Annotated in this window: 19 protein-coding genes, 1 rRNA gene and 1 pseudogene; 6 read left to right on the forward strand and 15 right to left on the reverse strand. The window is 73.4% G+C overall.

Translation table 11 applies throughout. From position 1 onward, the window contains the following. Positions 1–35: 35 nt before the first annotated feature. Positions 36–668: an NUDIX domain-containing protein gene (locus tag ACIOD1_RS29135; RefSeq protein ID WP_401905600.1), complete on the reverse strand. Its 633-nt coding sequence runs from the start codon at positions 666–668 to the stop codon at positions 36–38. A 77-nt stretch (positions 669–745) separates the two neighbouring features. After that, positions 746–2,398 (reverse strand): CTP synthase, encoded by a 1,653-nt coding sequence (locus ACIOD1_RS29140; RefSeq protein ID WP_365623545.1) that lies wholly within the window; start codon positions 2,396–2,398, stop codon positions 746–748. Between the two features lie 529 nt (positions 2,399–2,927). Here ACIOD1_RS29140 and ACIOD1_RS29145 point away from each other — a divergent pair. From ACIOD1_RS29145 to ACIOD1_RS29155, 3 genes are all read left to right on the forward strand, one after another. Then, a complete protein-coding gene (locus ACIOD1_RS29145; protein WP_401905638.1) occupies positions 2,928–4,733 on the forward strand; it encodes a glycoside hydrolase family 15 protein in 1,806 nt (601 codons plus the stop codon). 99 nt (positions 4,734–4,832) lie between these two features. Further along, a complete protein-coding gene (locus ACIOD1_RS29150; protein WP_401905603.1) occupies positions 4,833–6,215 on the forward strand; it encodes an FAD-binding protein in 1,383 nt (460 codons plus the stop codon). A 20-nt stretch (positions 6,216–6,235) separates the two neighbouring features. Beyond that, complete coding sequence (locus ACIOD1_RS29155; RefSeq protein ID WP_365623505.1) at positions 6,236–7,864, forward strand: PucR family transcriptional regulator; 1,629 nt, start codon at positions 6,236–6,238, stop codon at positions 7,862–7,864. A gap of 51 nt (positions 7,865–7,915) precedes the next feature. On the opposite strand, the gene ACIOD1_RS29160 is transcribed toward ACIOD1_RS29155, so the two are convergent. Continuing rightward, positions 7,916–8,227 carry a TetR-like C-terminal domain-containing protein gene (locus tag ACIOD1_RS29160; protein ID WP_401905606.1) on the reverse strand — a complete coding sequence of 104 codons (312 nt, stop codon included), beginning with the start codon at positions 8,225–8,227 and terminating at the stop codon, positions 7,916–7,918. Here ACIOD1_RS29160 and ACIOD1_RS29165 point away from each other — a divergent pair. Further along, on the forward strand, positions 8,220–8,534 hold the full coding sequence (locus tag ACIOD1_RS29165; protein ID WP_365623509.1) for a hypothetical protein: 315 nt from the start codon (positions 8,220–8,222) through the stop codon (positions 8,532–8,534). The two genes, ACIOD1_RS29160 and ACIOD1_RS29165, sit on opposite strands and share 8 nt — an antisense overlap. A gap of 66 nt (positions 8,535–8,600) precedes the next feature. Here ACIOD1_RS29165 and ACIOD1_RS29170 read toward each other — a convergent pair whose 3' ends face one another. From ACIOD1_RS29170 to ACIOD1_RS29190, 5 genes are all read right to left on the reverse strand, one after another. After that, positions 8,601–9,737 carry a glycosyltransferase family 4 protein gene (locus tag ACIOD1_RS29170; RefSeq protein ID WP_401905609.1) on the reverse strand — a complete coding sequence of 379 codons (1,137 nt, stop codon included), beginning with the start codon at positions 9,735–9,737 and terminating at the stop codon, positions 8,601–8,603. A 213-nt stretch (positions 9,738–9,950) separates the two neighbouring features. Further along, positions 9,951–11,687 carry a DNA repair protein RecN gene (gene recN, locus ACIOD1_RS29175; RefSeq protein WP_365623549.1) on the reverse strand — a complete coding sequence of 579 codons (1,737 nt, stop codon included), beginning with the start codon at positions 11,685–11,687 and terminating at the stop codon, positions 9,951–9,953. An 85-nt stretch (positions 11,688–11,772) separates the two neighbouring features. Beyond that, on the reverse strand, positions 11,773–12,738 hold the full coding sequence (locus ACIOD1_RS29180; protein ID WP_401905611.1) for an NAD kinase: 966 nt from the start codon (positions 12,736–12,738) through the stop codon (positions 11,773–11,775). Beyond that, positions 12,735–13,550, reverse strand: coding sequence for a TlyA family RNA methyltransferase (locus ACIOD1_RS29185; protein WP_365623515.1), 816 nt, complete (start codon positions 13,548–13,550; stop codon positions 12,735–12,737). Before ACIOD1_RS29185 ends, ACIOD1_RS29180 begins: the two co-directional genes overlap by 4 nt. Positions 13,551–13,557: 7 nt before the next feature. Next, positions 13,558–13,854: a hypothetical protein gene (locus ACIOD1_RS29190; RefSeq protein WP_365623517.1), complete on the reverse strand. Its 297-nt coding sequence runs from the start codon at positions 13,852–13,854 to the stop codon at positions 13,558–13,560. A 65-nt stretch (positions 13,855–13,919) separates the two neighbouring features. On the opposite strand from ACIOD1_RS29190, the gene ACIOD1_RS29195 reads away from it, so the two are divergent. Next, on the forward strand, positions 13,920–14,267 hold the full coding sequence (locus ACIOD1_RS29195; protein WP_365623519.1) for an SCP2 sterol-binding domain-containing protein: 348 nt from the start codon (positions 13,920–13,922) through the stop codon (positions 14,265–14,267). Here ACIOD1_RS29195 and ACIOD1_RS29200 read toward each other — a convergent pair. The 4 genes from ACIOD1_RS29200 to ACIOD1_RS29215 all read right to left on the reverse strand — a co-directional run bounded on the left by ACIOD1_RS29200 (position 14,251) and on the right by ACIOD1_RS29215 (position 18,454). After that, entirely contained in the window at positions 14,251–15,096 is an 846-nt protein-coding gene (locus tag ACIOD1_RS29200; RefSeq protein WP_365623521.1) for an ABC transporter ATP-binding protein, read from the reverse strand. The two genes, ACIOD1_RS29195 and ACIOD1_RS29200, sit on opposite strands and share 17 nt — an antisense overlap. 88 nt (positions 15,097–15,184) lie before the next feature. Beyond that, a complete protein-coding gene (locus ACIOD1_RS29205; RefSeq protein ID WP_401905615.1) occupies positions 15,185–16,249 on the reverse strand; it encodes a FecCD family ABC transporter permease in 1,065 nt (354 codons plus the stop codon). Next, complete coding sequence (locus tag ACIOD1_RS29210) at positions 16,246–17,298, reverse strand: FecCD family ABC transporter permease (protein ID WP_401905617.1); 1,053 nt, start codon at positions 17,296–17,298, stop codon at positions 16,246–16,248. Before ACIOD1_RS29210 ends, ACIOD1_RS29205 begins: the two co-directional genes overlap by 4 nt. Before the next feature lie 124 nt (positions 17,299–17,422). Then, positions 17,423–18,454, reverse strand: a complete 1,032-nt coding sequence (locus tag ACIOD1_RS29215; RefSeq protein ID WP_365623527.1) for an HAD-IIA family hydrolase — start codon at positions 18,452–18,454, stop codon at positions 17,423–17,425. A 140-nt stretch (positions 18,455–18,594) separates the two neighbouring features. Here ACIOD1_RS29215 and ACIOD1_RS29220 point away from each other — a divergent pair, with 140 nt between their 5' ends. Continuing rightward, entirely contained in the window at positions 18,595–19,869 is a 1,275-nt protein-coding gene (locus tag ACIOD1_RS29220) for a DUF1015 family protein (RefSeq protein ID WP_401905619.1), read from the forward strand. Between the two features lie 89 nt (positions 19,870–19,958). Here ACIOD1_RS29220 and ACIOD1_RS29225 read toward each other — a convergent pair whose 3' ends face one another. The 3 genes and pseudogenes from ACIOD1_RS29225 to rrf form a co-directional block, all read right to left on the reverse strand. Further along, entirely contained in the window at positions 19,959–20,861 is a 903-nt protein-coding gene (locus ACIOD1_RS29225; protein WP_401905640.1) for a hypothetical protein, read from the reverse strand. 567 nt (positions 20,862–21,428) lie between these two features. Beyond that, positions 21,429–22,553, reverse strand: a pseudogene (locus ACIOD1_RS29230) (hypothetical protein); the annotation flags it as partial. Between the two features lie 159 nt (positions 22,554–22,712). Beyond that, a 5S ribosomal RNA gene (rrf, locus tag ACIOD1_RS29235) occupies positions 22,713–22,829 on the reverse strand. Positions 22,830–22,999 lie beyond the last annotated feature (170 nt).

Here is a 22,999-nt window from a genome sequence, read left to right on the forward strand (position 1 = left end):
GGCGCCCCGCCCCGACAAGATCCGCGGGCGAGGGCCTACGCCGTGAACGGCCGGGCCGGCCAGGGCGCCTCGGCGGGGCGCAGCGCGTCGATGCCGCCCTCGGCGGCGAGCGCGGCGGACAGGGCCAGCACGCCGGTCACCAGCCCCGGGTTGCCCAGTTCGCCCGCCAGGACGCCGGCCACGAGGTCCGCCAGGGCCACCCACTCCACCTGCATGTCGGCCTCCTCCGAGGAGATGTCGGAGTACTTCTCGCCCTCGGCCTCGGTGGCCCCCCTCGCCAGGAAGACGCGGATCGCCTCGTCGGAGCCGCCGGGCGAGGCGTAGAAGTCGACGAGCACCCGCCAGTCGGCGGCCTGGGTGTGGGTCTCCTCGAACAGCTCGCGCCGCGCCCCGACGAGCGGGTTCTCCCCCGGTACGTCCAGCAGCCCGGCCGGCAGCTCCCACAGGCGGTGCTGCACGGGGTGGCGGTACTGGCTGAGCACCAGGACCCGGCCCTCCTCGTCGTAGGCCAGCACGCACACCGAGCCGGGGTGCACCTGGTAGTCGCGGCGGGCCACGGAGCCGTCGGGCATCCGTACCTGGTCCGAGCGGACGGCCGTCTTCGCGCCCTCGAACGGGGTGCGCGTGGCGACGGTCTCCCACGACTCCTTCGTGTCTGCGATGCCCATGGCCAGAACCTTCCCCGAAAACGCGACGGCCGGGACACGGTCCGTGTCCCGGCTGTCTACGTTATGCGCTCAGAAGGTCACTTCGCCGACTGCTGGCGCTCCACCGCGGCCTTGACCAGCCCCGCGAACAGCGGGTGCGGCCGGGTCGGGCGGGAGCGGAGCTCCGGGTGCGCCTGCGTGGCCACCAGGTAGGGGTGGACCTCGCGCGGGTACTCGACGTACTCGACGAGCTTGTTGTCGGGGGACACGCCCGAGAAGACCAGACCGGCCTTCTTCTCCAGCTCGCCGCGGTAGGCGTTGTTCACCTCGTAGCGGTGGCGGTGGCGCTCGTCCACGTAGGCCTCGTCGCCGTAGACCTCACGGACGATGGAGCCCTCGGCGAGCTTCGCCGGGTACAGGCCGAGGCGCATGGTGCCGCCCAGGTCGCCCGCGCCCTCGACGAAGGCCAGCTGCTCCTCCATGGTCGAGATGACCGGGTGCGCGGTCGAGGCGTCGAACTCCGTGGAGTTGGCGTCCTCGATGCCGGCCAGGTTGCGCGCGGCCTCGATGACCACGCACTGCAGACCCAGGCACAGGCCCAGCAGCGGGATCTTGTTCTCGCGGGCGTAGGTGATCGCGCCGACCTTGCCGTTGACACCGCGGTCGCCGAAGCCGCCGGGCACGCAGATCGCGTCCACGTCGCCGAGCACCGCAGCGGCGCCGGCCGGGGTCTTGCAGTCGTCGGAGGCGACCCACTTGATCTGCACGCGGGCCTTGTTGGCGAACCCGCCGGCGCGCAGCGCCTCGGTCACCGAGAGGTAGGCGTCGGGCAGGTCGATGTACTTGCCGACGAGCGCGACCTTGACCTCGTGGTCGGGGTTGTGGACCCGGTCCAGCAGGTCCTCCCACACCGTCCAGTTGACGTCGCGGAAGGGCAGGTCGAGCTTGCGGACGACGTAGGCGTCCAGGCCCTCGGTGTGCAGGACCTTGGGGATGTCGTAGATCGACTTGGCGTCGATGGCCGCGACGACCGCGGCCTCGTCCACGTCGCACATCAGCGAGATCTTGCGCTTGATGGAGGTGGGGACCTCGCGGTCGGCGCGCAGCACGATCGCGTCGGGCTGGATGCCGATGTTGCGCAGGGCCGCGACGGAGTGCTGGGTGGGCTTGGTCTTCAGCTCGCCGGAGGGGCCGATGTAGGGCAGCAGCGAGATGTGCACGACGAAGACGTTGTCGCGGCCGACCTCGTGGCGGACCTGGCGGACGGTCTCCAGGAACGGCAGGGACTCGATGTCGCCGACGGTGCCGCCGACCTCGGTGATGACCACGTCGACGTCCGCGGTCGCCATGCGGCGGATGCGGTGCTTGATCTCGTTGGTGATGTGCGGGATGACCTGCACGGTGTCGCCGAGGTACTCGCCGCGCCGCTCCTTGGCGATGACCTGCGAGTAGACCTGGCCGGTGGTGACGTTGGCCGAGCCGTCGAGGTCGACGTCGAGGAAGCGCTCGTAGTGACCGATGTCCAGGTCGGTCTCGGCGCCGTCGTTGGTGACGAACACCTCACCGTGCTGGAAGGGGTTCATCGTGCCGGGGTCGACGTTCAGGTACGGGTCGAGCTTCTGCATCGTGACCCGCAGGCCGCGCGCCTTCAGCAGCGCACCCAGGCTGGAGGCCGTCAGGCCCTTGCCGAGGGACGAAGCGACACCCCCGGTGACGAAGATGTGCTTGGTCGTCATGGAGTTGGGCGGCATCGCCAAGAGGGGGCTCCCGTGGTCGCGAGGTGAGGTGCGTCCGGCGCCGTTCCACCGAGGATCCGAAGGGGTCCCAGGGGGCGCCGAAGCTGCGGTTTCGGGGTTCCTGATTCGCACAGGCAGACCACCGGTCCACGGGGTACCAGCCTATCAGCGCCTCGGACGGTCCGCCTCCGGGCTCGCGGCCGGCAGACTTACGAGCGCCCTCCCCCGGTCGCCCCCGCGGGGCCGCGGCAGGCTCCCCGCCCCCGCGACTCCACCATGAGGTATCGGACGAAGGGGGACATTTTCCCGGCTCACCCGTTTGGCACAGTCATATTCACCGCAGACTGACGGGGATCACTAGGGTGCCGTCATACGCTGCTCGAATACTGCTGCACATCACCATCGAGCAGTCCGGCAAACGGCGTAACCTCGCCACTTCCGGCACTCTGGGCTCATCGCGGTGATCCCTGCGCACAGGAGACCGCGCGACAGCGCAATGCAAGCGCCCTACGGGGCGGACGTGGCCGTTCGACTGGAGAGCAACGTGTCCGGGCGCATCGAGGATTACGCACTGATCGGGGACATGCAGACGGCGGCGCTCGTCTGCCGGGACGGCGCGGTGGACTGGTTGTGTCTGCCGCGCTTCGACTCCCATGCCGTCTTCGCGAGCCTGCTGGGCACCGAGGAACACGGGTTCTGGCGCGTCGGCCCGGCCTACGCCCCCGGCACGGAGGCCCCCCGGGCCGTCCGCCGCCGCTACCGGGGCGACTCGCTGGTGCTGGAGTCGGAATGGGACACCCCGCGCGGGACCGTCCGCGTCATCGACTTCATGCCGCCCCGCGAGGGGCACGCCCCCCAGCTGATCCGCATCGTGGAGGGGGTCAGCGGGCGCGTCCCGATGCGCTCGGCCCTGCGCATGCGCTTCAGCTACGGACGGGTCGTGCCGTGGGTGCACAAGGTCGACGGGCGCACCGTGGCCGTCGCCGGCCCCGACTCGGTCTGGCTGGACACCTCCGCCGAGACCTTCGGCAAGAACCTGACGACGTACTCGGACTTCACGGTGGCGCCCGGCGACCGGGTCGTATTCGCCATCAGCTGGCAGGCCTCCCACCTGGGCGCCCCGGAGACCCCCGACGCCGTCGCGGCGCTGGAGGCCACCACCGATTTCTGGCACGACTGGGTCGACCAGTGCACGTACCACGGGCCCTACCGGGAAGCCGTGATCCGCTCCCTGATCACCCTCAAGGCACTGACGTACGCCCCCACGGGCGGGATCGTCGCCGCGCCGACCACCTCGCTCCCCGAGGAGATCGGTGGCTCCCGCAACTGGGACTACCGCTACACCTGGCTGCGCGACGCCGCGATCACCCTGTCCTCGCTGCTGCGCACCGGCTACCGCGAGGAGGCCTCCGCCTGGCGGGACTGGCTGCTGCGGGCGGTCGCCGGCGACCCGGAGAACCTGCAGATCATGTACGGGATCGCGGGCGAGCGGGAACTCGGCGAGACGGAACTGGACTGGCTCCCCGGCTACGAGAACTCGGGCCCGGTCCGCGTCGGCAACGGCGCCGCCGGCCAGCTCCAGCTCGACGTGTACGGCGAGGTCACCGAGGCCCTGCACCTGGGCCACATGACGGGCCTGGCCCGCAACGACTACGCCTCCCTGCTCCAGCTCAAGCTGATCCGCTACCTGGAGACGCACTGGAACGAGCCCGACGAGGGCATCTGGGAGGTCCGCGGCCCGCGCCGGCACTTCGTGCACTCCAAGGTGATGGCCTGGGTGGCGGTGGACCGCACGATCAAGCTGATCGAGAGCGGGGACGCCGACGGCCCGCTGGAGCGCTGGCGCGAGCTGCGCGACGAGATCCACGCGGACGTCTGCGAGAAGGGCTACGACCCGGAGCGCAACACCTTCACGCAGTCCTACGGCTCCCGGGAGCTGGACGCCTCCCTGCTGCTGATCCCGCAGATGGGCTTCCTCCCACCGGACGACAAGCGCGTCATCGGCACCATCGAGGCGATCCAGCGCGAGCTGTCCACCCCGGACGGCTTCATCCTGCGCTACCCCACGTCCGGCGAGGAGGCCGGCGTCGACGGACTCGCGGGCGACGAGGGGGCCTTCCTGGCCTGCTCGTTCTGGATGGCCGACGACCTCGCGATGATCGGCCGGGTCGACGAGGCCCGCCGCCTGTTCGAGAGGCTCCTCGCCCTGCGCAACGACCTGGGCCTCCTCGCGGAGGAATGGGACCCCAAGCTCCAGCGCCAGGTCGGAAACTTCCCCCAGGCCTTCAGCCACGTCCCCCTGATCGACACGGCCCTCCGCCTCACCGCGAGCGGGGCGTACGGGGGTTAGCCCCCCAGCCCGCCCCGGCAGGCCCCGCCCGGCGCGCCGGGCGGGGCGGGGCCGGCTAGCCTGGAGGGGTCCTGTGTGCCCTCGTGGAAGGGGGCGGCCATGGCTCCGCTCTCGAAGGCGGGCGCGGCGCTCGCCGCGCTCCGCGAAGACCTGTCGGGCGAGGTCTTCGCCCCCGACGATCCGGGCTACGACGACGCCCGGACCGTCTTCAACTCCCTGGTCGACCGGCGCCCCGCCGTGATCGCCCGCTGCCGAAGCGAATCGGACGTGGTCACGGCCGTACGGTTCGCACGCCGCCTGGACCTGCCGATCGCGGTCCGCGGCGGCGGCCACAGCGTTGCCGGCTCGGCCCTCGGGGACGGCGCGCTCGTCGTGGACCTGCGCCTGATGAACGAGGTGACGGTGCATCCGGCGGCGAAGGCCGTCCGGGTCGGCGGCGGCGCCACCATGAGCGACATGGACCGCGCCTGCCAACCGTACGCCCTGGCCACCACCGGCGGCCGGGCCTCGACCACCGGCGTCGGCGGGTTCGTCCTGGGCGGCGGATCCGGCTGGCTCGACCGGAAGTTCGGCCTGGCCGTGGACAATCTCATCGGGGCCGACGTCGTCACCGCCGAGGGGAACTGTGTCAGCACGACCTCCGAGGACGAGCCGGATCTGTTCTGGGCGCTGCACGGCGGCGGGGGCAACTTCGGGATCGCCACCTCCCTGACGCTGCGCCTGCACGAGCTGCCCGCCATGTCGATCGCGATGCTCATGTACGCCCCCGAGCGCGGCCCCGAGGTCACCTCCCTGTACCGGGAGCTGATCGAGTCCGGGCCGCCCGAGGCGAGCGGAGCCGTGCTGTTCCTGACGGCGCCCCCGGAGCCGTTCGTCCCGCCCCACCTGGTCGGCACGCCGCTCTGCGTGGCCCTGCTGACCTACGCGGGCCCCGAAGGGGCGATGCGCAAGCCGGCCCAGCCGCTGCTGGCCGTGCCGCACGAGGTGGAGATCGTCACCGCCATCCCCTACGCCGACCTCCAGTGCATGATCGACGACCCCCCTGGTCTGCGGAACCACTGGTCCGCCGAGTACCTGACCGGGCTGCCCGACGAGGCCGTCGCCGCCTACTGCGCCCTCGCCGGCTCCATGCCGGTCCCCACCGGAACCCAACACATCCTGTTCCCGCTGGGCGGGGCCATCGCCGACGGCCCCGCGGAGTACCCCGTTCCGTACCGGGACTCGCCCTGGGCCGTGCACCCCTTCGGCATCTGGCAGGACCCGGCCGACGACGACCGGTGCCGGCGGTGGGTGAAGGACGTCCGGGCCGGGATGGAGCCGTGGAGCAGCGGCGCGGTGTACCTGAACTTCCTCGGCGACGAGGGCCGCGAGCGGGTGGCGGCCGGCCTCGGGGAGGAGAACCTGAGGCGGCTGGGCGTGGTGAAGCGCCGGTACGACCCCGACAACGTCTTCCGGTTCAACCACAACATCAAGCCGCTCTGACCCCCTGGTAGCGTCCGGTCATGGACAACCAGGGCGGGATCACGGTTCAGCGGGCACTGGAGCTCCCGGGGCTGCGCAGTGGCCTCCCCGAGGTCGTGGCCTGCGCCGACCGGCTGGGGCGGACCGTCCGGTGGGTGCACGCGGGCGAGGTCCCGAACATCGCCTCGCTGCTCAAGGGCGGCGAACTGCTCCTCACCACCGGGCTGGGTCTGGGCACCCGGCCCGCCGAGCAGCGCGCGTTCGTACGCCGTCTCGCGGACCGGGGCATCGCCGCGCTGGTCGTCGAGCTGGGGCCGCGGTTCACCCGGCTGCCCGCGACGATCGTGGAGACGGCGAAGGCGGCGGGCCTGCCGCTGGTGCAGCTGCACCGGGAGGTCCCCTTCGTCACCGTCACCGAAGAGGTCCACACCGAGATCGTCAACGGGCACTACGCGCTGCTCCAGCGGGCCGAGGAGGTCCACCGGCGATGTACGGAGGCCCTGTTGGGCGGCGGCGGGATCCCGCAGGTGCTACGCATCCTGGCCGACTTCACCGCGAACCCCGTCTTCCTGGAGACCCCCGACGGCCAGTTGCTGTACGCGGCCGGCCCCGTCTCGGGGGACGCGGCCGCGGACCCGCTCCAGGTGTGGGAGGGGCTGCGCGGGCAGCGCGACGCCGAGCCCGCCGGCAACGCCGTGGTGGTGGACGTGCCCGGCGGCGGCCACGGCACGGGATCGATCCGGGCCCGGGTCGTCCTGCTGGGCGTCTCAGCCCCCCTGCTCCCGGTCCACCGGATGGCCGCCGAGCGCACGGCCGGGGTGCTGGCCGTGGTCCTGATGCAGGCCCGGCAGGAGGACGAGCTGGCCGCGCGCGGCCGGGGCGACTTCCTCACCGACCTGGCGGAGGGCCGGATCTCCGCCGAGGACGCCCCCGCCCAGGCCCGCGTCCTCGGCTTCCGGCCCGGGACGGGCCCGCTGCTGCCGATCGTGATGCGGCTCTCCAGCGACCTCGGGGCCTCCGGGAACTGGGCGGTGCTGGCGCGCGCCGTCCTGGAGGAACTCTCCTCCGTCGGGGTGCCCGTCCTGCTGGGCGTGCGCCCGGTGGAGGGCCGGGTCCCGCTGTTGGTCTCCCTGCGCGCCGATTCCGAACGCGCCCCGGTCGCCGACCGCGTCGCCGCCGCGCTGCGGGCCGGCGTCGAACGGGCCGGGCTGGACCGCGCCGGGGCGCCGCCGGCGGTGGTCGTCGGCGTCTGTGGGAGTTGGGCGGCGGCCTCGGCGGGCCTGCGTCACGCCGCCGAGACGGCCACGGCCGCGCACGGCCTGCCGGCCCGACCCTGGTACGACGCGCGCCGCCTCGACATCGACCTGCTGCTGTGGCGGCTGCGGGAGCACCCCGACCTGGCGGCGTTCGTGGACCGCGCGATCGGGGCCCTGCGCGTCCACGACACGACCTCGCGGCCGCCGCTCCTGCCCACCCTGGAGACGTACCTGGCGCACGCGGGCCGCAAGGCGGAGACCGCCCGGGAACTCCACCTCAACCGCCAGACCCTGTACAACCGCCTGGCCCGCATCTCGGAGCTGCTGGGCGCGGACCTGGACGACCCCGAGACGGTCCTCTCCCTCAGCCTCGCCCTCCGCGCCCGCCGCCACGCCAGCCCCCCGGCCTCCTGACGGTCCTGCCGCCCTCCCGACCCTCCGCCCCGCCCGCGCCCGCCCCCGCGCTCAGGGCGCGTCCAGCACACCGGCGCGCGCGGCGGCCGGCGCGACGTCGACCGCCCGCTCCGCCGTCGACGCGTCGACCGGCTCGCCGGTGAACACCAGCCGGAAGTAGACGGGTGCGACGAGGGCCTTGAGGAACTCGGCCGGGTCGGTGCCCGCGGGCAGTTCCCCGCGCTCGACGGCGCGGGTGACGACGGGTTCCGCCCGCCGGAACCGGTCGTCGAAGAGGGCGTGCTTGAGCGCGGCGAGCCGGGGGATGCGCACGGCGTCCGAGAGGACCGTGGTCAGCAGGGCCCGGCCGGCCGGGATGCTCACCGGCGGCGCCAACAGCACCCGGGGACGCGCGTACGGGATCCTCACGCGCCTGCTCCTGCGCACCGCCTTCCGCCCCACGCCGGAGGGCGCCAAGACCTCGCTGTACGCCGCGACCCTCCCGCACCTGCCCGGGGGCAGCTACGTCGTGCCCGACGGGCCGTTCCAGCTCCGCGGCGAACCCGTCCCGCGCGGCGGGGAACGGGCCGTCCGGGACGCCGCCACGGCCCACCGGCTGTGGGTGCTCTCGGAACGGCTCACCGGCGTGCGCTACGAGCTGCCCGCGCAGCCGCCTCCCGAGCCGGCCTGAGCGGCCCGCCCAGGGCCGGGCGGGCCGGGCGGGCCGGCCCCCGCGGATCCGGTCGGGCCGGAGCGCCTACGGGCGGCTCCGTTCCATCAGTTCGTCGTACACCGACAGGACCTGCGCCACCGTGTCGTCCTCCGAGGGCCACGTCGCGGCCTGCGCCCGTCCCGCCGCGCCCAGTTCCGCCCGCCGCCCCGGATCGCCGAGCAACCCGGCCACCGCCCCGGCCAGGGCCCCCGCGTCCCCGTAGGGCACCAGCACCGCCGCGTCGCCGACCAGCTCCGGCACCCCGCCGACCTCGGTGGCCACCAGCGCCACCCCGGCCCGCAGAGCCTCCTGCGCCAGCAGGGACCGGCCCTCCCAGCGGCTCGGCAGCACCGCCACGTCCGCCGCGGCGAGCAGCCGGTCGGCGTCCGGGCGGCGCCCGAGCAGCCGTACGGGGAGGCCCTCCGCCTCGATGCGGCGGGCCAGCTCCGGCCGGAGCGGCCCCTCCCCCGCGATCACCAGCAGCGGGAGCGGGTCCAGGTCCCGCCAGCTCCGCGCCGCGTCCAACAGGACGGAGTACCCGCGCCGGGCCACCAGACTGCCGACCGCGATCACCAACGGGCGCCCCACGGCGCCCAGTTCGGCCCGGGTCTTGTCCGCCGCCTCGGGCGGCTCCGGCGCCCCGGGCGCCGGAGCGGCGGCCGGGGCGGCCACCGCCGCCAGCCGCGCGTCCCGCGCACCGCGCCGCCTCGCGAGGTCGACCTGGTCGGAGGAGGCTCCGAGCACCACGGCCGCGGCCCGCGCCACGCGCCGCTCCAGCAGCCGGCTCAACCGTCCCAGCGGGCCGTCCGGTTCGGGGCCGATGCCGTGCCAGCTCACCACCAGCGGCACCCGCCGCGCGGTCCCGCGCAGCGCCAGCGCGGCCCGCATCCCGGCCCGCACCCCGTGCGCGTGCACCAGGTCGGCCCCGACGCAGGCGGCCCGCAGAGCGCTCACCGCGTCGGGCGTGAAGTGGGCCCCGGCTCCGGTGAAGTCGTACTCCCCCTCGGCCGCGACGGGGGCGCAGACGGTCACGCGGACGCCCCGGGCGGCGAGCCCGGTGGCCAGGGAGCGCACGTGCGCGCTGCTGCCCGCGCCCGCGCCGCCGAGGACCTGGACGGTACGCAGCGGGGGGCGCCCGTACGGCTGTGCGGGGACCGGGGTGTGTACCGGGGAGCTGCTCACGGGCCGAGGCTCCAGGGTGAGGGGTCAGAGACGTCGCCCAGGATGCCATTCCGCACGCGCGTTCCGGGACCATACGGGTGCGGATCCCGTGCGGGATACCGCGGTACGCCCCCCAGGCTCACCCACACGGGCTATCCGCGCGTCAGCCCGACGCCCTTCCGAACGCGACGGGGCCCGGGGCGGCCGTCCGCCCCGGGCCCCGTCCGCACCGGCTCATGCGTCCGCGCGCGCCGCCGCCAGGAGCTCCTCGGCGTGCGCACGGGCGGTCTGGGAGTCCTCTTGGCCGGCCAGCATCCGCGACAGCTCGCGGATGCGGTCCTCACCCTCCAGGACGGTCACGCCCGAACGGGTGACCGACCCGTCAACGGTCTTCTCCACCAGCAGCTGCCGGTCCGCGAAGGCCGCCACCTGCGGCAGGTGCGTGACGACGACCACCTGGGCCGATTTGGCCAGCTTGGCCAGGCGCCGCCCGACCTCCACGGCCGCCTTGCCGCCGACTCCCGCGTCGACCTCGTCGAAGAGGTAGGTCGGGACCGGGTCGGACCCGGCGAACACCACCTCGACGGCCAGCATCACCCGTGACAGCTCACCGCCCGACGCGCCCTTGGCGATCGGCCTGGGCTGGGCGCCCGGGTGCGGGGCCAGCAGCAGTTCGACCTCGTCCGCGCCGGAGGGCCCGTACGCGACCGCGCGACCGTCGACCTCGACACCGTCGGCGGCGTCGGCGGCCTCGGTCTGGCGGATGTCGAAGGTCACCCGTGCGTGCGGCATGGCGAGCGAGGCCAGCTCGGCGGTGACGTCGGCCGCGAACCGGTGCGCGGCCTCCGCCCGGGCGTCGGTCAACGCCTGCGCCAGTTGGGAGAGTTCGGTGCGCAGCGCGTCCCGCTCGGCGGTGAGTTCGGCGATCCGCTCGTCGTCCCCGTCCAGTTCCAGGAGGCGCTTCGAGCCCTCCTCCGCCCAGGCCAGGACGGCGTCGACCCCGCCTCCCGCGTCCCCGTACTTGCGCGTCAACTGGGTCAGGGACGCCCGGCGTTCCTCCACCGTCGCCAGCCGCAGCGGGTCGGCGTCGAGGTCGTCGGCGTATCCGGCGAGTTCCCCGGCCACGTCGGCGAGCAGGATGCCCAGCTCCCCGATCCGGTCGGCGAGCCCACCGAGCGCCTGGTCGTGGGCGCGTACGGATTCCAGCGCGCGGTGCGCGCCCGCGACGAGCATGTTCGCGTCGACCCCCTCGGGGTCCTCCACGTTCCCGGCGAGGGCCGCGTGCGCGCTCTGCGCGGCGGAGGAGAGGGATTCGGCGTGTCCGAGCCGCTCGGCCTCGGCCGCCAGCTCGACGTCCTCGCCCGGCAGCGGTTCCACGGACGCGATCTCGTCCAGCCCGAAGCGCAGGAGGTCGGCCTCCTGGGCCCGCTCGCGGGCCCGGGTGGTGAGGGTGTCCAGCTCGACGGCGACGGCGCGCAGGCGCCGGTAGGCGCCCGCGTACTTCTCCAGGGGGACGGCGACGCCGTCGCCCGCGTACCGGTCGAGCGCCTGGCGCTGACGGGACGGCCGCAGCAGCCCCTGCTGGTCGGTCTGTCCGTGGACGGCGACGAGGTCCTCGCCGAGTTCGGCGAGGAGCCCGACGGGCACGGACCGGCCGCCGACGTGGGCGCGCGAACGTCCCTCGGCGGACACCGTCCGGCTGATCAGGAGGACGCCGTCGTCGAACTCGGCCCCGGCCTCCTCGGCGCGCAGGGCCGCTGGGGCGTCCGGGCGCATGACGATGCGGCCCTCGACCACCGCCGCCTTGGCCCCGATCCGCACCAGGGCGGGATCGGCGCGGCCGCCGAGCAGCAGCCCGAGGCTGGTGACGACCATCGTCTTGCCCGCGCCGGTCTCGCCGGTCACCGCGGTGAAACCGGGCGACAGCTCGACCACCGCGTCGTCGATGACCCCGAGCGACCGTATCCGCATCTCCTCAAGCACGGGACGACGATACCGAGGTTTCCCGGGTGCCATGTGACGTCACCCTCCCGAAGTTCTCCGAACGCATGTGCTATTAAGTGGTCTCGTGGGGCGCCCCGCGCCAACCCGACACCGGCAGCGCGAACTTGGCGACGAGCCGGTCCGTGAAGGACGCGTGGTGCAGTCGGGCCAGCCGTACCGGCACCGAACCGCGACGGACCTCGACCCGCGCGCCGGCCGGCAATTCCATCGTCCGGCGGCCGTCGCACCACAGCACCCCGTGCGGGGTCCCGGGCTGCACCTCCACCGCCAGCACCGAGTCGGGCGAGGTCACCAGCGGCTTCGCGAACAGCGCGTGCGCGCTGATCGGCACCATCAGCAGCGCCTCCACCTCCGGCCACACCACCGGCCCGCCCGCCGAGAAGGCGTACGCCGTCGAGCCGGTCGGCGTCGCGCAGACGATCCCGTCACAGCCGAAGCCGGTCACCGGGCGCCCGTCGATCTCCAGGACCACCTCCAGCATCCGCTCCGGGGACACCTTCTGGATGGCGGCCTCGTTGAGCGCCCAGTCCCGGTGGAGCACGTCCCCGTTGGTGCGCACGAGGACGTCGAGGGTCATCCGCTCCTCGACCTCGTACGCCTTGCGCACCACCCGGTCCACGACCTTGTCCAGGTCGTCCCGCTCGGCCTCGGCGAGGAAGCCGACCCGGCCCAGGTTCACGCCCAGCATCGGCACCCCGGAACCGCGCGCGAACTCCGCCCCGCGCAGCAGGGTCCCGTCGCCGCCCAGCACGATCAGCAGCTCACAGCCTTCGAGCACCTTCGGGGTGCACTCGGCGACCAGCTCCACCTCGGGCGGCAGCGGCAGGTCCACCGCCTCGTGCTCCACCACCCGCACCCCGAGCCCCGAGCGCAGCAGCCCCAACACCACCAGCTCGGCGCTGCGGATGGCGGCGGGACGTCCGGTGTGCGCGAGCAGGAACACGGTGCGCGGCCCCGCGGCCTCCCCCGGCCCCCCCGCCGACGCCGACCCTGATTCCGAATCCGACGAATCTGTCATTGCGGCCCCTCCGCCACTGCACGGTCGACATCCCCCGGGTCGAGCGCAGGTGCCCCCGCCCGCATCCACAGAAAGTACTCGACGTTGCCCGAGGGCCCGGGCAGCGGACTGGCGGTCACGCCGACCACGCCCAGCCCCAGCTTCCAGGCCTGCGCCGCGACCTCCCGTACGGCTCCGGCGCGCAGCTCGGCACTGCGCACCACTCCACCGCTGCCGAGGCGGTCCTTGCCCACCTCGAACTGCGGCTTCACCATCAGCACCAGGTCCGCGCCGGGCGCCGTGCAGCGCACCAGCGCGGGCAGCACCAGCCCGATGGAGATGAAGGACAGGTCGCCGACGACCAGGTCGACCGGGACCCCGTCGATCAGCTCGACGGTCAGCTCCCGCACGTTGGTGCGGTCCTTGACGGTGACCCGGTCGTCGCTCTGCAGCGACCAGGCGAGCTGCCCGTAGCCGACGTCCACGGCCATGACGTGGGCCACGCCCGCGCGCAGCAGGACGTCCGTGAACCCCCCGGTCGAGGCCCCCGCGTCCAGGGCCCGACGGCCCTCGACGACCAGCCCCAGCGGGCCGAAGGCGGCGAGCGCCCCGGCCAGCTTGTGACCTCCCCGGGACACGTAGTCCGGGTCGCCGTCGTCCGCACGGACGACCAGGGCCGCGCTCGTCTCGACCTGGGTGGCCGCCTTGGTGGCGGTGGTACCGCCCACGGTGACCCGGCCGGCGGCGATCAGCTGCGCCGCGTGCTCACGCGAGCGGGCCATGCTGCGGCGTACCAGTTCGGCGTCCAGGCGGCGGCGTGCCACTCCTGCCACGTTCGGTTCAGCTCCTGTTTTCGTAAGGTCCGGGGACGATCGGTGCGTCCAGCGCCGTCAGCGCCTCGCGCAGTCCCCTGTGCACATCCTCGTACACCTCGACGTGCCCGTCCGCCGCCAGGTGGTCGGCGTCGGCCAACCGCTCCAGGTGCGCGTCGACCCCGGCGTGGCCCGTGGGGGTCCGCACGAGGCCCAGTGGCGCGGGCTCGGCCCCGGCCCCGGAGTCCGCCGCCGGCCGCGCCTCGGGCCCCGTGGCCGGGTCCTCGGGAAGGTCCGAGGTGCTCCCGGACGCTGCGTCGCTCATGCCCCGACGCTACCGCGAAGCGGGTCCGCGACCACCCACGGCTCTGCGGTACGGTCGTGATCACCATGGCTACGATCCAGGAGTGCGCAGCGGCACTCGACCGACTCTCCGACAATCTGGCGCGGGCCGAGGGCGACGTCCGCGGGGCGACCGCCTTCGACCGGTCCCTCAGTTGCCACATCACCGACCTCGACCAGACCTTCGCCGGCCGCCTCGCGAACGGCCGGATCCGGGTGGACGCGGTGACGCCCGGCCCGCCCGGCGCGAAGGCCGAGATCCGCCTCGCGATGACCGGCGACGACCTGCTCGCCCTCGTCGGCGGCGAGCTGAAGTTCGCCAGGGCCTGGACCTCCGGCCGGGTCCGCCTGGAGGCGGGCTTCCGCGACCTCCTACGGCTCAAGAGCCTGCTCTAGGCCACGCCCCCGGGCCGGCCGCCGCTCGGGCCACGACCTTCGTACGGGCCTCGCGCCCGGCCGGGACCACCAGCGGTGTCCCGGTCTCCGGGTCGTCGATGATCCGGCACCGCACTCCGAACACCTCTTGCACCAGCTCGGCGGTGACCACCTCGGACGGCGGCCCCTGCGCCACGACCACGCCGTCGCGCAGGGCGATCAGGTGGGTGGCGTAGCGCGCCGCGTGGTTGAGGTCGTGCAGCACCGCCACCAGGGTCCGGCCCTGGGTCTCGTGCAGCTCCGCGCACAGGTCCAGCACGTCCAGCTGGTGCTGGATGTCCAGGTAGGTCGTCGGCTCGTCGAGCAGCAGCAGGGGGGTCTGCTGGGCCAGCGCCATCGCGATCCACACCCGCTGGCGCTGCCCGCCGGACAGCTCGTCCACGGCCCGGTCGGCGAGTTCGGCGATCCCGGTGGAGGCCATCGACTCGGCGACGATCCGCTCGTCCTGCGGCGACCACTGGCGCAGCAGCCCCTGGTGCGGGTAGCGGCCCCGGGAAACCAGGTCGGCGACGGTGATCCCGTCCGGCGCGATCGAGGACTGCGGGAGCAGCCCGAGGGTCCGCGCCACCTTCTTGGCCGGCATCGAGGAAATGGCCTGACCGTCCAGCAGCACCCGCCCGACGGAGGGCTTCAGCATCCGCGACAGGGCCCGCAGGAGCGTCGACTTGCCGCAGGCGTTGGGGCCGACGATCACCGTGAAGGAATGGTCGGGTATCTCCACCGACAGGTTTTCGGCGATGACCCGCCCGTCGTAGCCGAGGGTGACGTTCTCCGCGCTCAGCCGCTGCACCGGGTGCTCCTCATGTCTGCGTGTCCGTCGATCGTGCCGTCGTGGTCGTGGTCGTTGCCGTGGTCGTTCCGCGCCGGGTCCCGCGCGCTCATATCCGTCCCGCCCTGCGCTCCATGACGAGCAGCCACAGCAGATAGACGCCGCCGACGAGACCGGTGACGACTCCGACCGGGAGCTGGTCCGCGCCGAAGGCCCGCTGCGAGGCCAGGTCGGACGCGAGCAGCAGGACCGCTCCCATCAGGGCGCCGGTCAGCAGGTTCGAGCCGGGTGAGCGGGACAGCCGCCGGGCCAGTTGGGGCGCGGCCAGCGCCACGAAGCTGATCGGTCCGGCCGCGGCCGCCGCCGCCGTGGTCAGCAGCACCGCCGCCAGCATCAGCAGCATCCGGGTCCGCTCCACCGGCACGCCCAGGGCGTACGCGGCGTCGTCGCCCATCTCGATCATCCGCAGGGCCCGGCTCCGGCTGAGGACCAGCGGGAACAGCACCGCGCAGGTCGCCAACAGCGGCCACACCTGCGCCCAGTCCCGGCCGGCCAGCGAACCGGTCAGCCACACCATCGCCCGGGTCGCCTCGACGAGCTGCGCCTTGGAGATCAGGTACTGGATCAGGGCGACGAGCACGGCGGAGGCGCCGATGCCGACCAGCACGAGCCGGTAGCCGTTGATGCCCTGCTTGTAGGCGAGGAGGTAGACCAGGACGCCGGCGAGCAGACCGCCGATCACCGCGCCGACGGCGACGGCGTTCGCGTCGCCCTTGAACAGGATGATCACGACGAGCGCGCCCACCGCCGAGCCGTATCCGAAACCGAGCAGGTCCGGGGAGCCGAGGGGGTTGCGCGTGACGGACTGGAAGACCGCTCCCGCCATCCCGAGGGCCGCGCCGACCAGCAGTGCGACCAGGACGCGCGGCAGGCGCAGGTCGTTGACGATGAAGTCGTCGGCGGGGCTGCCGCTGCCGAGCAGGGTCTTCACGACGTCCCAGGGCGCGATGTCGAAGTCGCCGGTGCCGATCAGCACCACGGACAGCGCCACCGCGGCGACGGCCAGCAGCAGTCCGGCGACCAGGGCGCGTCCTTCGACGCGCAGCGATGTCCGCCCGGGTCCGCGCAGCGCGCGCGGTCCGGTCTTCGCCGGGGCGGCGGGGGTCGCGGTCACAGCTGGGCCATCCTCTTGCGGCGGACGAGGTGGATGAAGACGGGCCCGCCGACGAGCGCGGTGACGATCCCGACCTGGAGTTCGGCGGGGCGGGTGACGACCCGCCCGACCACGTCGGCGCCGAGCAGCAGCACGGGCGCCAGGACGGCCGAGTACACGAGCACCCAGCGCATGTCGGGCCCGGTGATGACGCGCACCAGGTGCGGGATCATCAGCCCGATGAAGACGATCGGCCCGCACGCGGCGGTCGCCGCCCCGCACAGCAGGGTGATGGCCACCATCGCTGCGACCCGGGTCCGCGTCAGGTTCGCGCCCAGGGACCGCGCGGAGTCGTCGCCCATGGCCATCGCGTTGAGCGGCCGGCCCAGCGCCAGCGCGAGGACGGCGCCGACCAGCAGGAAGGGCGCCACCTGGCGGACCGTGTCAATGGTGGCGGAGGAGAGCGAGCCCACCGTCCAGAAGCGCAGCTTGTCCAGCGCCTTGCTGTCCATCAGCTGCACGGCGTTGATGTAGCCGACCAGGGCCGCACTGGCCGCCGTACCCGCGAGGGCCAGGCGGACCGGGGTGGCGCTGCGGCTGCCGCCGAGCACGTAGACGAGGACGGAGACGACGGCGGCGCCGAGGAAGGCCCACCACACGAACTCGCTCAGGGAGGTGGCCCCGAAGAAGCTGATGGCGGAGACCACGGCGGCCGCGGCGCCCGCGTTGACCCCGAGGATGCCGGGCTCGGCGAGCGGGTTGCGGGTCAGGGCCTGCATCACGGCCCCGGACAGCCCGAGGCCGAGCCCGACCAGCACCCCGAGGACGGTGCGCGGGACCCGGAGGTCCCGTACGACGACGTCGTCCGGGGTGCCGGAGTAGTGGAACAGGCCGTGCCACACGTGGTCCAGGGGCATCGCCTTGGCTCCGACGGCGATGCTCGCCACCGCCACCAGGGCCAGTACCGCCAGGGCGATCAACAGACCGGCGGCGCGGGCGCCGTGGCGGGCGCGGGGGGCGGCGGCGGGCGCCGCTCTCTGTTCGGGGGGACTCGGGCTCTCGACCAACACGCAAGTTAGGTTAGCCTACCCTCGTAGGTGCCCGGTCACCCGAACACCGCAGCTCACGCACCGTGCGGCCCACCGCCACCGCCGCTCCGCGCCCCCGACCGCCCCGCCCCACGCCCTCCGCGCGCTACAGCCCCAGCAACGCCAGGGCCTTCCCCGCGTCCAGCGCGCAGGAACCCTCGCCCCCGCGGGTCCACGCCGCCGCGCACAGCGCCCGCAACCCGTCCAGCGGCTCGCCCTCGCCGCGCAGTTCGAGGGCGTCGGCGCCGGCGACCGCCGTCCAGCCCCCGCAGCGGAAGCCCTCCCCGGCCGGCTCCACCTCGGGCTGCCCGGTCAGCAGCCCGCGCAGGTCGCGGTCCACGTAGGTCGGCCGGTACTTCGGCTCGGCCCGCAGCAACGTCGCCGCGTCCGTCACCCCGGTCAGCACCAGCAGCGAGTCCACGTCCCCGTTGAACGCCCCCTCGATGTCGGTGTCCAGCCGGTCCCCGACCACCAACGGTCGCTTCGCCCCGGTCCGCAGCACCGTCTCCCGGTGCATCGGGGGCAGCGGCTTGCCCGCCACCTGCGGCTCGGCGCCCGTCGCGATCCGTACGACCTCCACGGCGGCCCCGTTGCCCGGCCCGATCCCGCGCGCCCCCGGAATCGTCAGGTCGGTGTTCGACGCGTACCACGGCACCCCGCGGTTGATCGCGTACGAGGCCTCCGCGAACCGCGACCACGGCAGGTCGGGCCCGCCGTAGCCCTGGACCACGGCGGCCAGCCCCTCCTCGTCGGCGGAGTCCACCGGCACCAGCCCGCGCTCGCGCAGCGCGACCCGCAGCCCCTCCCCGCCGATCACCAGCACCTTCGACCCGGACGCCACCTGCTCGGCGATCAGCCGGGCCACCGCCTGCGCCGAAGTGATCACCTCGTCCGCCTCCGTGGGGATCCCCAGCTCGCCCAGGTGTTCCGCGACCGCGTCGGGCGTGCGCAGGGCGTTGTTCGTCACGTACGCGAGGTGCATGCCCGACTCCCGGGCCTCGGCCAGGGAGTCCACGGCGTGCGCGATGGCCACCCCGCCCGCGTACACCACCCCGTCCAGATCCAGCAGGGCCGTGTCGTAGGCCTGGTGCAGGCTCCGCTCGCTGCCCGCCGGGCTCGTCCTGGTCTGCCGGTTCATCCGCACACTCCTCTTCCGTACCGACGCCGCGTCGACGCTCCGCCGACGTGTCCGCTCCGTCATCGATCTTGTCCGATTCTGCCCTGCCCCGTGACTCCCCCGCTCATCCCGCATGCCGAGACGGGTCTTACCATGCAGCAATGACCACACCTGGCAACGCGGAGCACGGGCTGCGCCTGATCCCCTTCCACGGACTGCGCTACGTCCCGGAACGCGTCGGCAGTCTGGCGGCCGTCACCTCGCCCCCGTACGACGTGGTCGTGCGCCCCGACGGAGTCGACTACCTCGAATCCGCCGACCCGCACAACATCGTCCGGCTGATCCTCCCGCAGGCCCAGACCCCCTCCGCCCGCAACGAGCAGGCGGCCCGCACCCTGCGGGACTGGCTGGCCGAGGGCATCCTGAGCGCCGACCCCGAGCCCGCGCTCTACGTCTACGAGCAGCGCAGGCCCGGCCTCGTCCAGCGCGGCATCATCGGCGCCCTCGCCCTCTCCACGGCCGAGGCGGGCATCGTCCTGCCCCACGAGGACGTCATGCCGGACGTGGTCACCGACCGGGCGGGGCTGATGCGCGCCACCTCGGCGAACCTCGAACCGCTCCTCCTCACCTACCGGGGCGACGGGCCGGGCAACGGGGCCGCGGCCGTCGTCGAGGCCACCGCGGCCCGGCCGCCCCTGCTGTCGACGGTGACCGAGGACGGTTTCCGCCACAGCCTCTGGGCCGTCACCGATCCGGCCGATTTGGCCACCGTCAGCGCCGACCTCGGCGAGCAGCAGGCCCTCATCGCCGACGGCCACCACCGCTGGGCGACGTATCTGCGCCTTCAGGAGGAGCACGGCTCCCCCACCCCGTGGGACTTCGGCCTGGTCCTCCTCGTCGACACCGCCCGCTACCCCCTCCAGGTCCGCGCCATCCACCGGATGCTGCGCCGCCTGCCCCTCGCCGACGCGCTGGCCGCCCTCGAAGGCTCCTTCCGCGTCCGCCCGGTCACCGGCCCGCTGCCGCTGGCCCTGGAGGCCCTCGGGGACGCCTCGGAACGGGGCAACGCCTTCCTCCTCACCGGCGACGGCACCTTCCACCTGGTCACCGATCCGGACCCGGCCCTCATCGAGCGCACCGTCCGCCACGACCGCCCGGAGGCCTGGCGCCGCCTGGACGCGACCGTGCTGCACGCGACCCTGCTCGACACCCTGTGGAACATCCCCGACGCCCCGGACCAGATCACGTACATCCACGACGGCCCCGCCACCGTGGCCCTGGCCGAACGGCACGGCGGCACGGCGGTCCTGCTGCACCCCGTACGCGAGGAGGTCGTCCGGGACCTGGCCCGCCAGGGCGTCACCATGCCCCGCAAGTCGACGTCCTTCGGCCCGAAACCGGCCACCGGCCTGGTCCTGCGCAGCCTGGCGGACTGACCTGCGGGCCGGCCTGCGGGCTCCGGCCCCGAACGCACGAAAGGGCGGTACCCCCGAGGGGGTACCGCCCTTTCGTCTACTCAGACCGCTCAGGTGCGGTCGCGCTCGTCACGCTCGTCGCGCTGGTCGCGCTCGTCGTCCTCGTCGCGCTCGTCGTCCTCGATGACCACGATCTCGTCGGTGACGTCGTTCTCGTCGTCCTCGGCGGCGACGGGCTCGTACTCGTCGTCGTCCTCGTCGTAGTACTCCGCCTGGTCGGTGGCGCGCTCGGCGGCGGCCACCTCGGCGTGGTCCTGGTCGTCGTCCTCGTCCTCGTCGTCCTCGTCACGGACGTCGTCGAAGTCGGCGTCGTCCCCGGTCACGGCGGCGTCGACGAACTCGACCCCGTCGATCTCCGCGAGCCGGTCGGAGGCGTCGGTCGCCCCGTCCTTGTCGGCTTCGAGGGTCTTCGCGAACCACTCGCGCGCCTCGTCCTCGCGACCGGCGGCCAGGAGGGCGTCGGCGTAGGCGTACCGCAGGCGCGCGGTCCACGGCTGGACGGAGCTGGAGGCCAGCTCCGGGCTCTGCAGGGTCACGATGGCGGCGTCGAGCTCGCCCATGTCCCGGCGGGCACCGGCGGCGACCAGACGCATCTCGACCTGGGCGGCCTTGTCCAGCTTCTGGACCTCGGGCTCACCGGCCATGGCCAGCGCCCGCTCCGGACGGCCGAGGCCGCGCTCGCAGTCGGCCATGACGGGCCACAGCTCGACGGAACCGGTCATGCGCTTGGCGGCGCGGAACTCGGCGAGCGCCTCGCTGTACTTCTGCGTGGCGTACGCGGCGAACCCGGCGGCCTCACGGACGGCGGCGACGCGGGAGGCCAGACGCAGGGCGATGCGGGCGTACGCGTACGACTGCTCGGGGTCCTCGTCGATCAGCCGGGCCACCATGACCAGGTTGCGCGCGACCTCCTCGGCCAGACCCTTCGGCAGGCTCAGGAGCTCCTGACGCACATCGGCGTCGATCTCGTGCCCGGTGATGTCGTCGTCGATCGGGAGCCGCTTGACCGGGTCCCGGTCGCGGTCCGCGCGGTAGTCGCGGTCGCCGCCACGGTCATCGCGGCCGCCACGGTAGCCACCGCGGTCGCCACCGCGATCATCACGGCCGCCACGGAACCCACCACGGTCGCCGCCCTGGTCGTCACGACGGGGGTACGAGGGGCGGTCGCCGCCACGGTCGTCACGACCGCCACGGAAGCCACCACCGCTGGGACGGTCGCCACCCTGCTCGTCACGACGCGGGAAGGACGGACGGTCCCCACCACGGTCGTCACGGCGCGGGTACGAGGGACGGTCGCCACCGCGGTCGTCACGACCGCCACGGAAGCCACCGCGGTCGCCACCACCCTGGTCGTCACGACGGGGGAAGGAGGGACGGTCGCCACCACCGGTGGGACGCCCACCACGGTCGTCACGACGGAAACCGCCGCCACCGCCACCGGTGGGACGGCCGCCACGGTCGTCGTCACGACGGGGGTACGAGGGACGGTCGCCACCACGGTCATCGCGACCGCCGCGGAAGCCACCGCGGTCGCCACCACCCTGGTCGTCACGACGGGGGTACGAGGGACGGTCGCCACCACGGTCGTCACGACGCGGGAAGGACGGACGGTCGCCACCGCGGTCGTCACGACCGCCGCGGAAGCCACCGCGGTCGCCACCACCCTGGTCGTCACGACGGGGGTAGGACGGACGGTCCCCACCACGGTCGTCACGACGCGGGAAGGACGGACGGTCGCCACCGCGGAAACCGCCGCCGGTGGGACGGTCGCCACCACGGTCGTCACGACGGGGGTAGGACGGACGGTCCCCACCACGGTCGTCACGACGCGGGAAGGACGGACGGTCGCCGCCGCCGGTCGGACGACCACCACGGTCGTCACGACGGAAGCTACCGCCGCCACCGGTGGGACGGTCGCCACCACGGTCGTCACGGCGGGGGTACGAGGGACGGTCGCCACCACGGTCGTCACGACCGCCGCGGAAGCCACCGCGGTCGCCACCACCCTGGTCGTCACGACGGGGGTAGGACGGACGGTCCCCACCACGGTCGTCACGACGCGGGAAGGACGGACGGTCGCCACCGCGGAAACCGCCGCCGGTGGGACGGTCGCCACCACGGTCGTCACGGCGGGGGTACGAGGGACGGTCCCCACCACGGTCGTCACGCCCACCGCGGAACCCACCGCGGTCGCCACCACCCTGGTCATCACGACGGGGGTACGAGGGACGGTCGCCACCACGGTCGTCACGACGCGGGAAGGACGGACGGTCGCCACCGCCGGTGGGACGCCCACCGCGGTCGTCACGACGGAAACCGCCGCCACCGGCGCCACCGCCACCAGTGGGACGGCCGCCACGGTCGTCGTCACGGCGGGGGTACGAGGGACGGTCGCCACCACGGTCGTCACGACCGCCGCGGAAGCCACCACCGCTGGGGCGGTCGCCACCACCGGTGGGACGCCCACCGCGGTCGTCACGACGGAAACCGCCGCCGGTGGCGCCGGCGCCACCGGTCGGACGGCCACCACGGTCGTCGCGGCGGAAGCCGCCACGGTCGCCGCCACGGTCGCCGCCACGGTCGTCACGACGGAAGCCGCCCCTGTCACCGCCGTCGTTGCGCCGAGGCTCGCGCTCCGGACGATCGTCGGGAGAGTTGGACATGGGTGTGACTCCTGTCTTCGGGGTACCGCTAGTCATTCTTGCGCAACCAACCCATGGCCGCGCTTCGGCGTAAAGAGGGGTAAAACAAAAAAGACCCCTGATCCAGCGTTGAACGCTGGACCAGGGGTCCTTTGAAAAATTGTTCGGCGGCGTCCTACTCTCCCACAGGGTCCCCCCTGCAGTACCATCGGCGCTGAAAGGCTTAGCTTCCGGGTTCGGAATGTAACCGGGCGTTTCCCTAACGCTATGACCACCGAAACCCTAATCGGTTTCGAGCGAACAAGCACACTTTGTAGTTATGTTCTAGCTCTAGAAACCAGCAACCGTTCGTTGCTTCAGAACTAACACAGTGGACGCGAGCAACTGAGGACAAGCCCTCGGCCTATTAGTACCAGTCAGCTCCACCCGTTACCGGGCTTCCACATCTG

The organism is Streptomyces sp. NPDC088097, assembly GCF_044741845.1.
Lineage (GTDB): Bacteria > Actinomycetota > Actinomycetes > Streptomycetales > Streptomycetaceae > Streptomyces.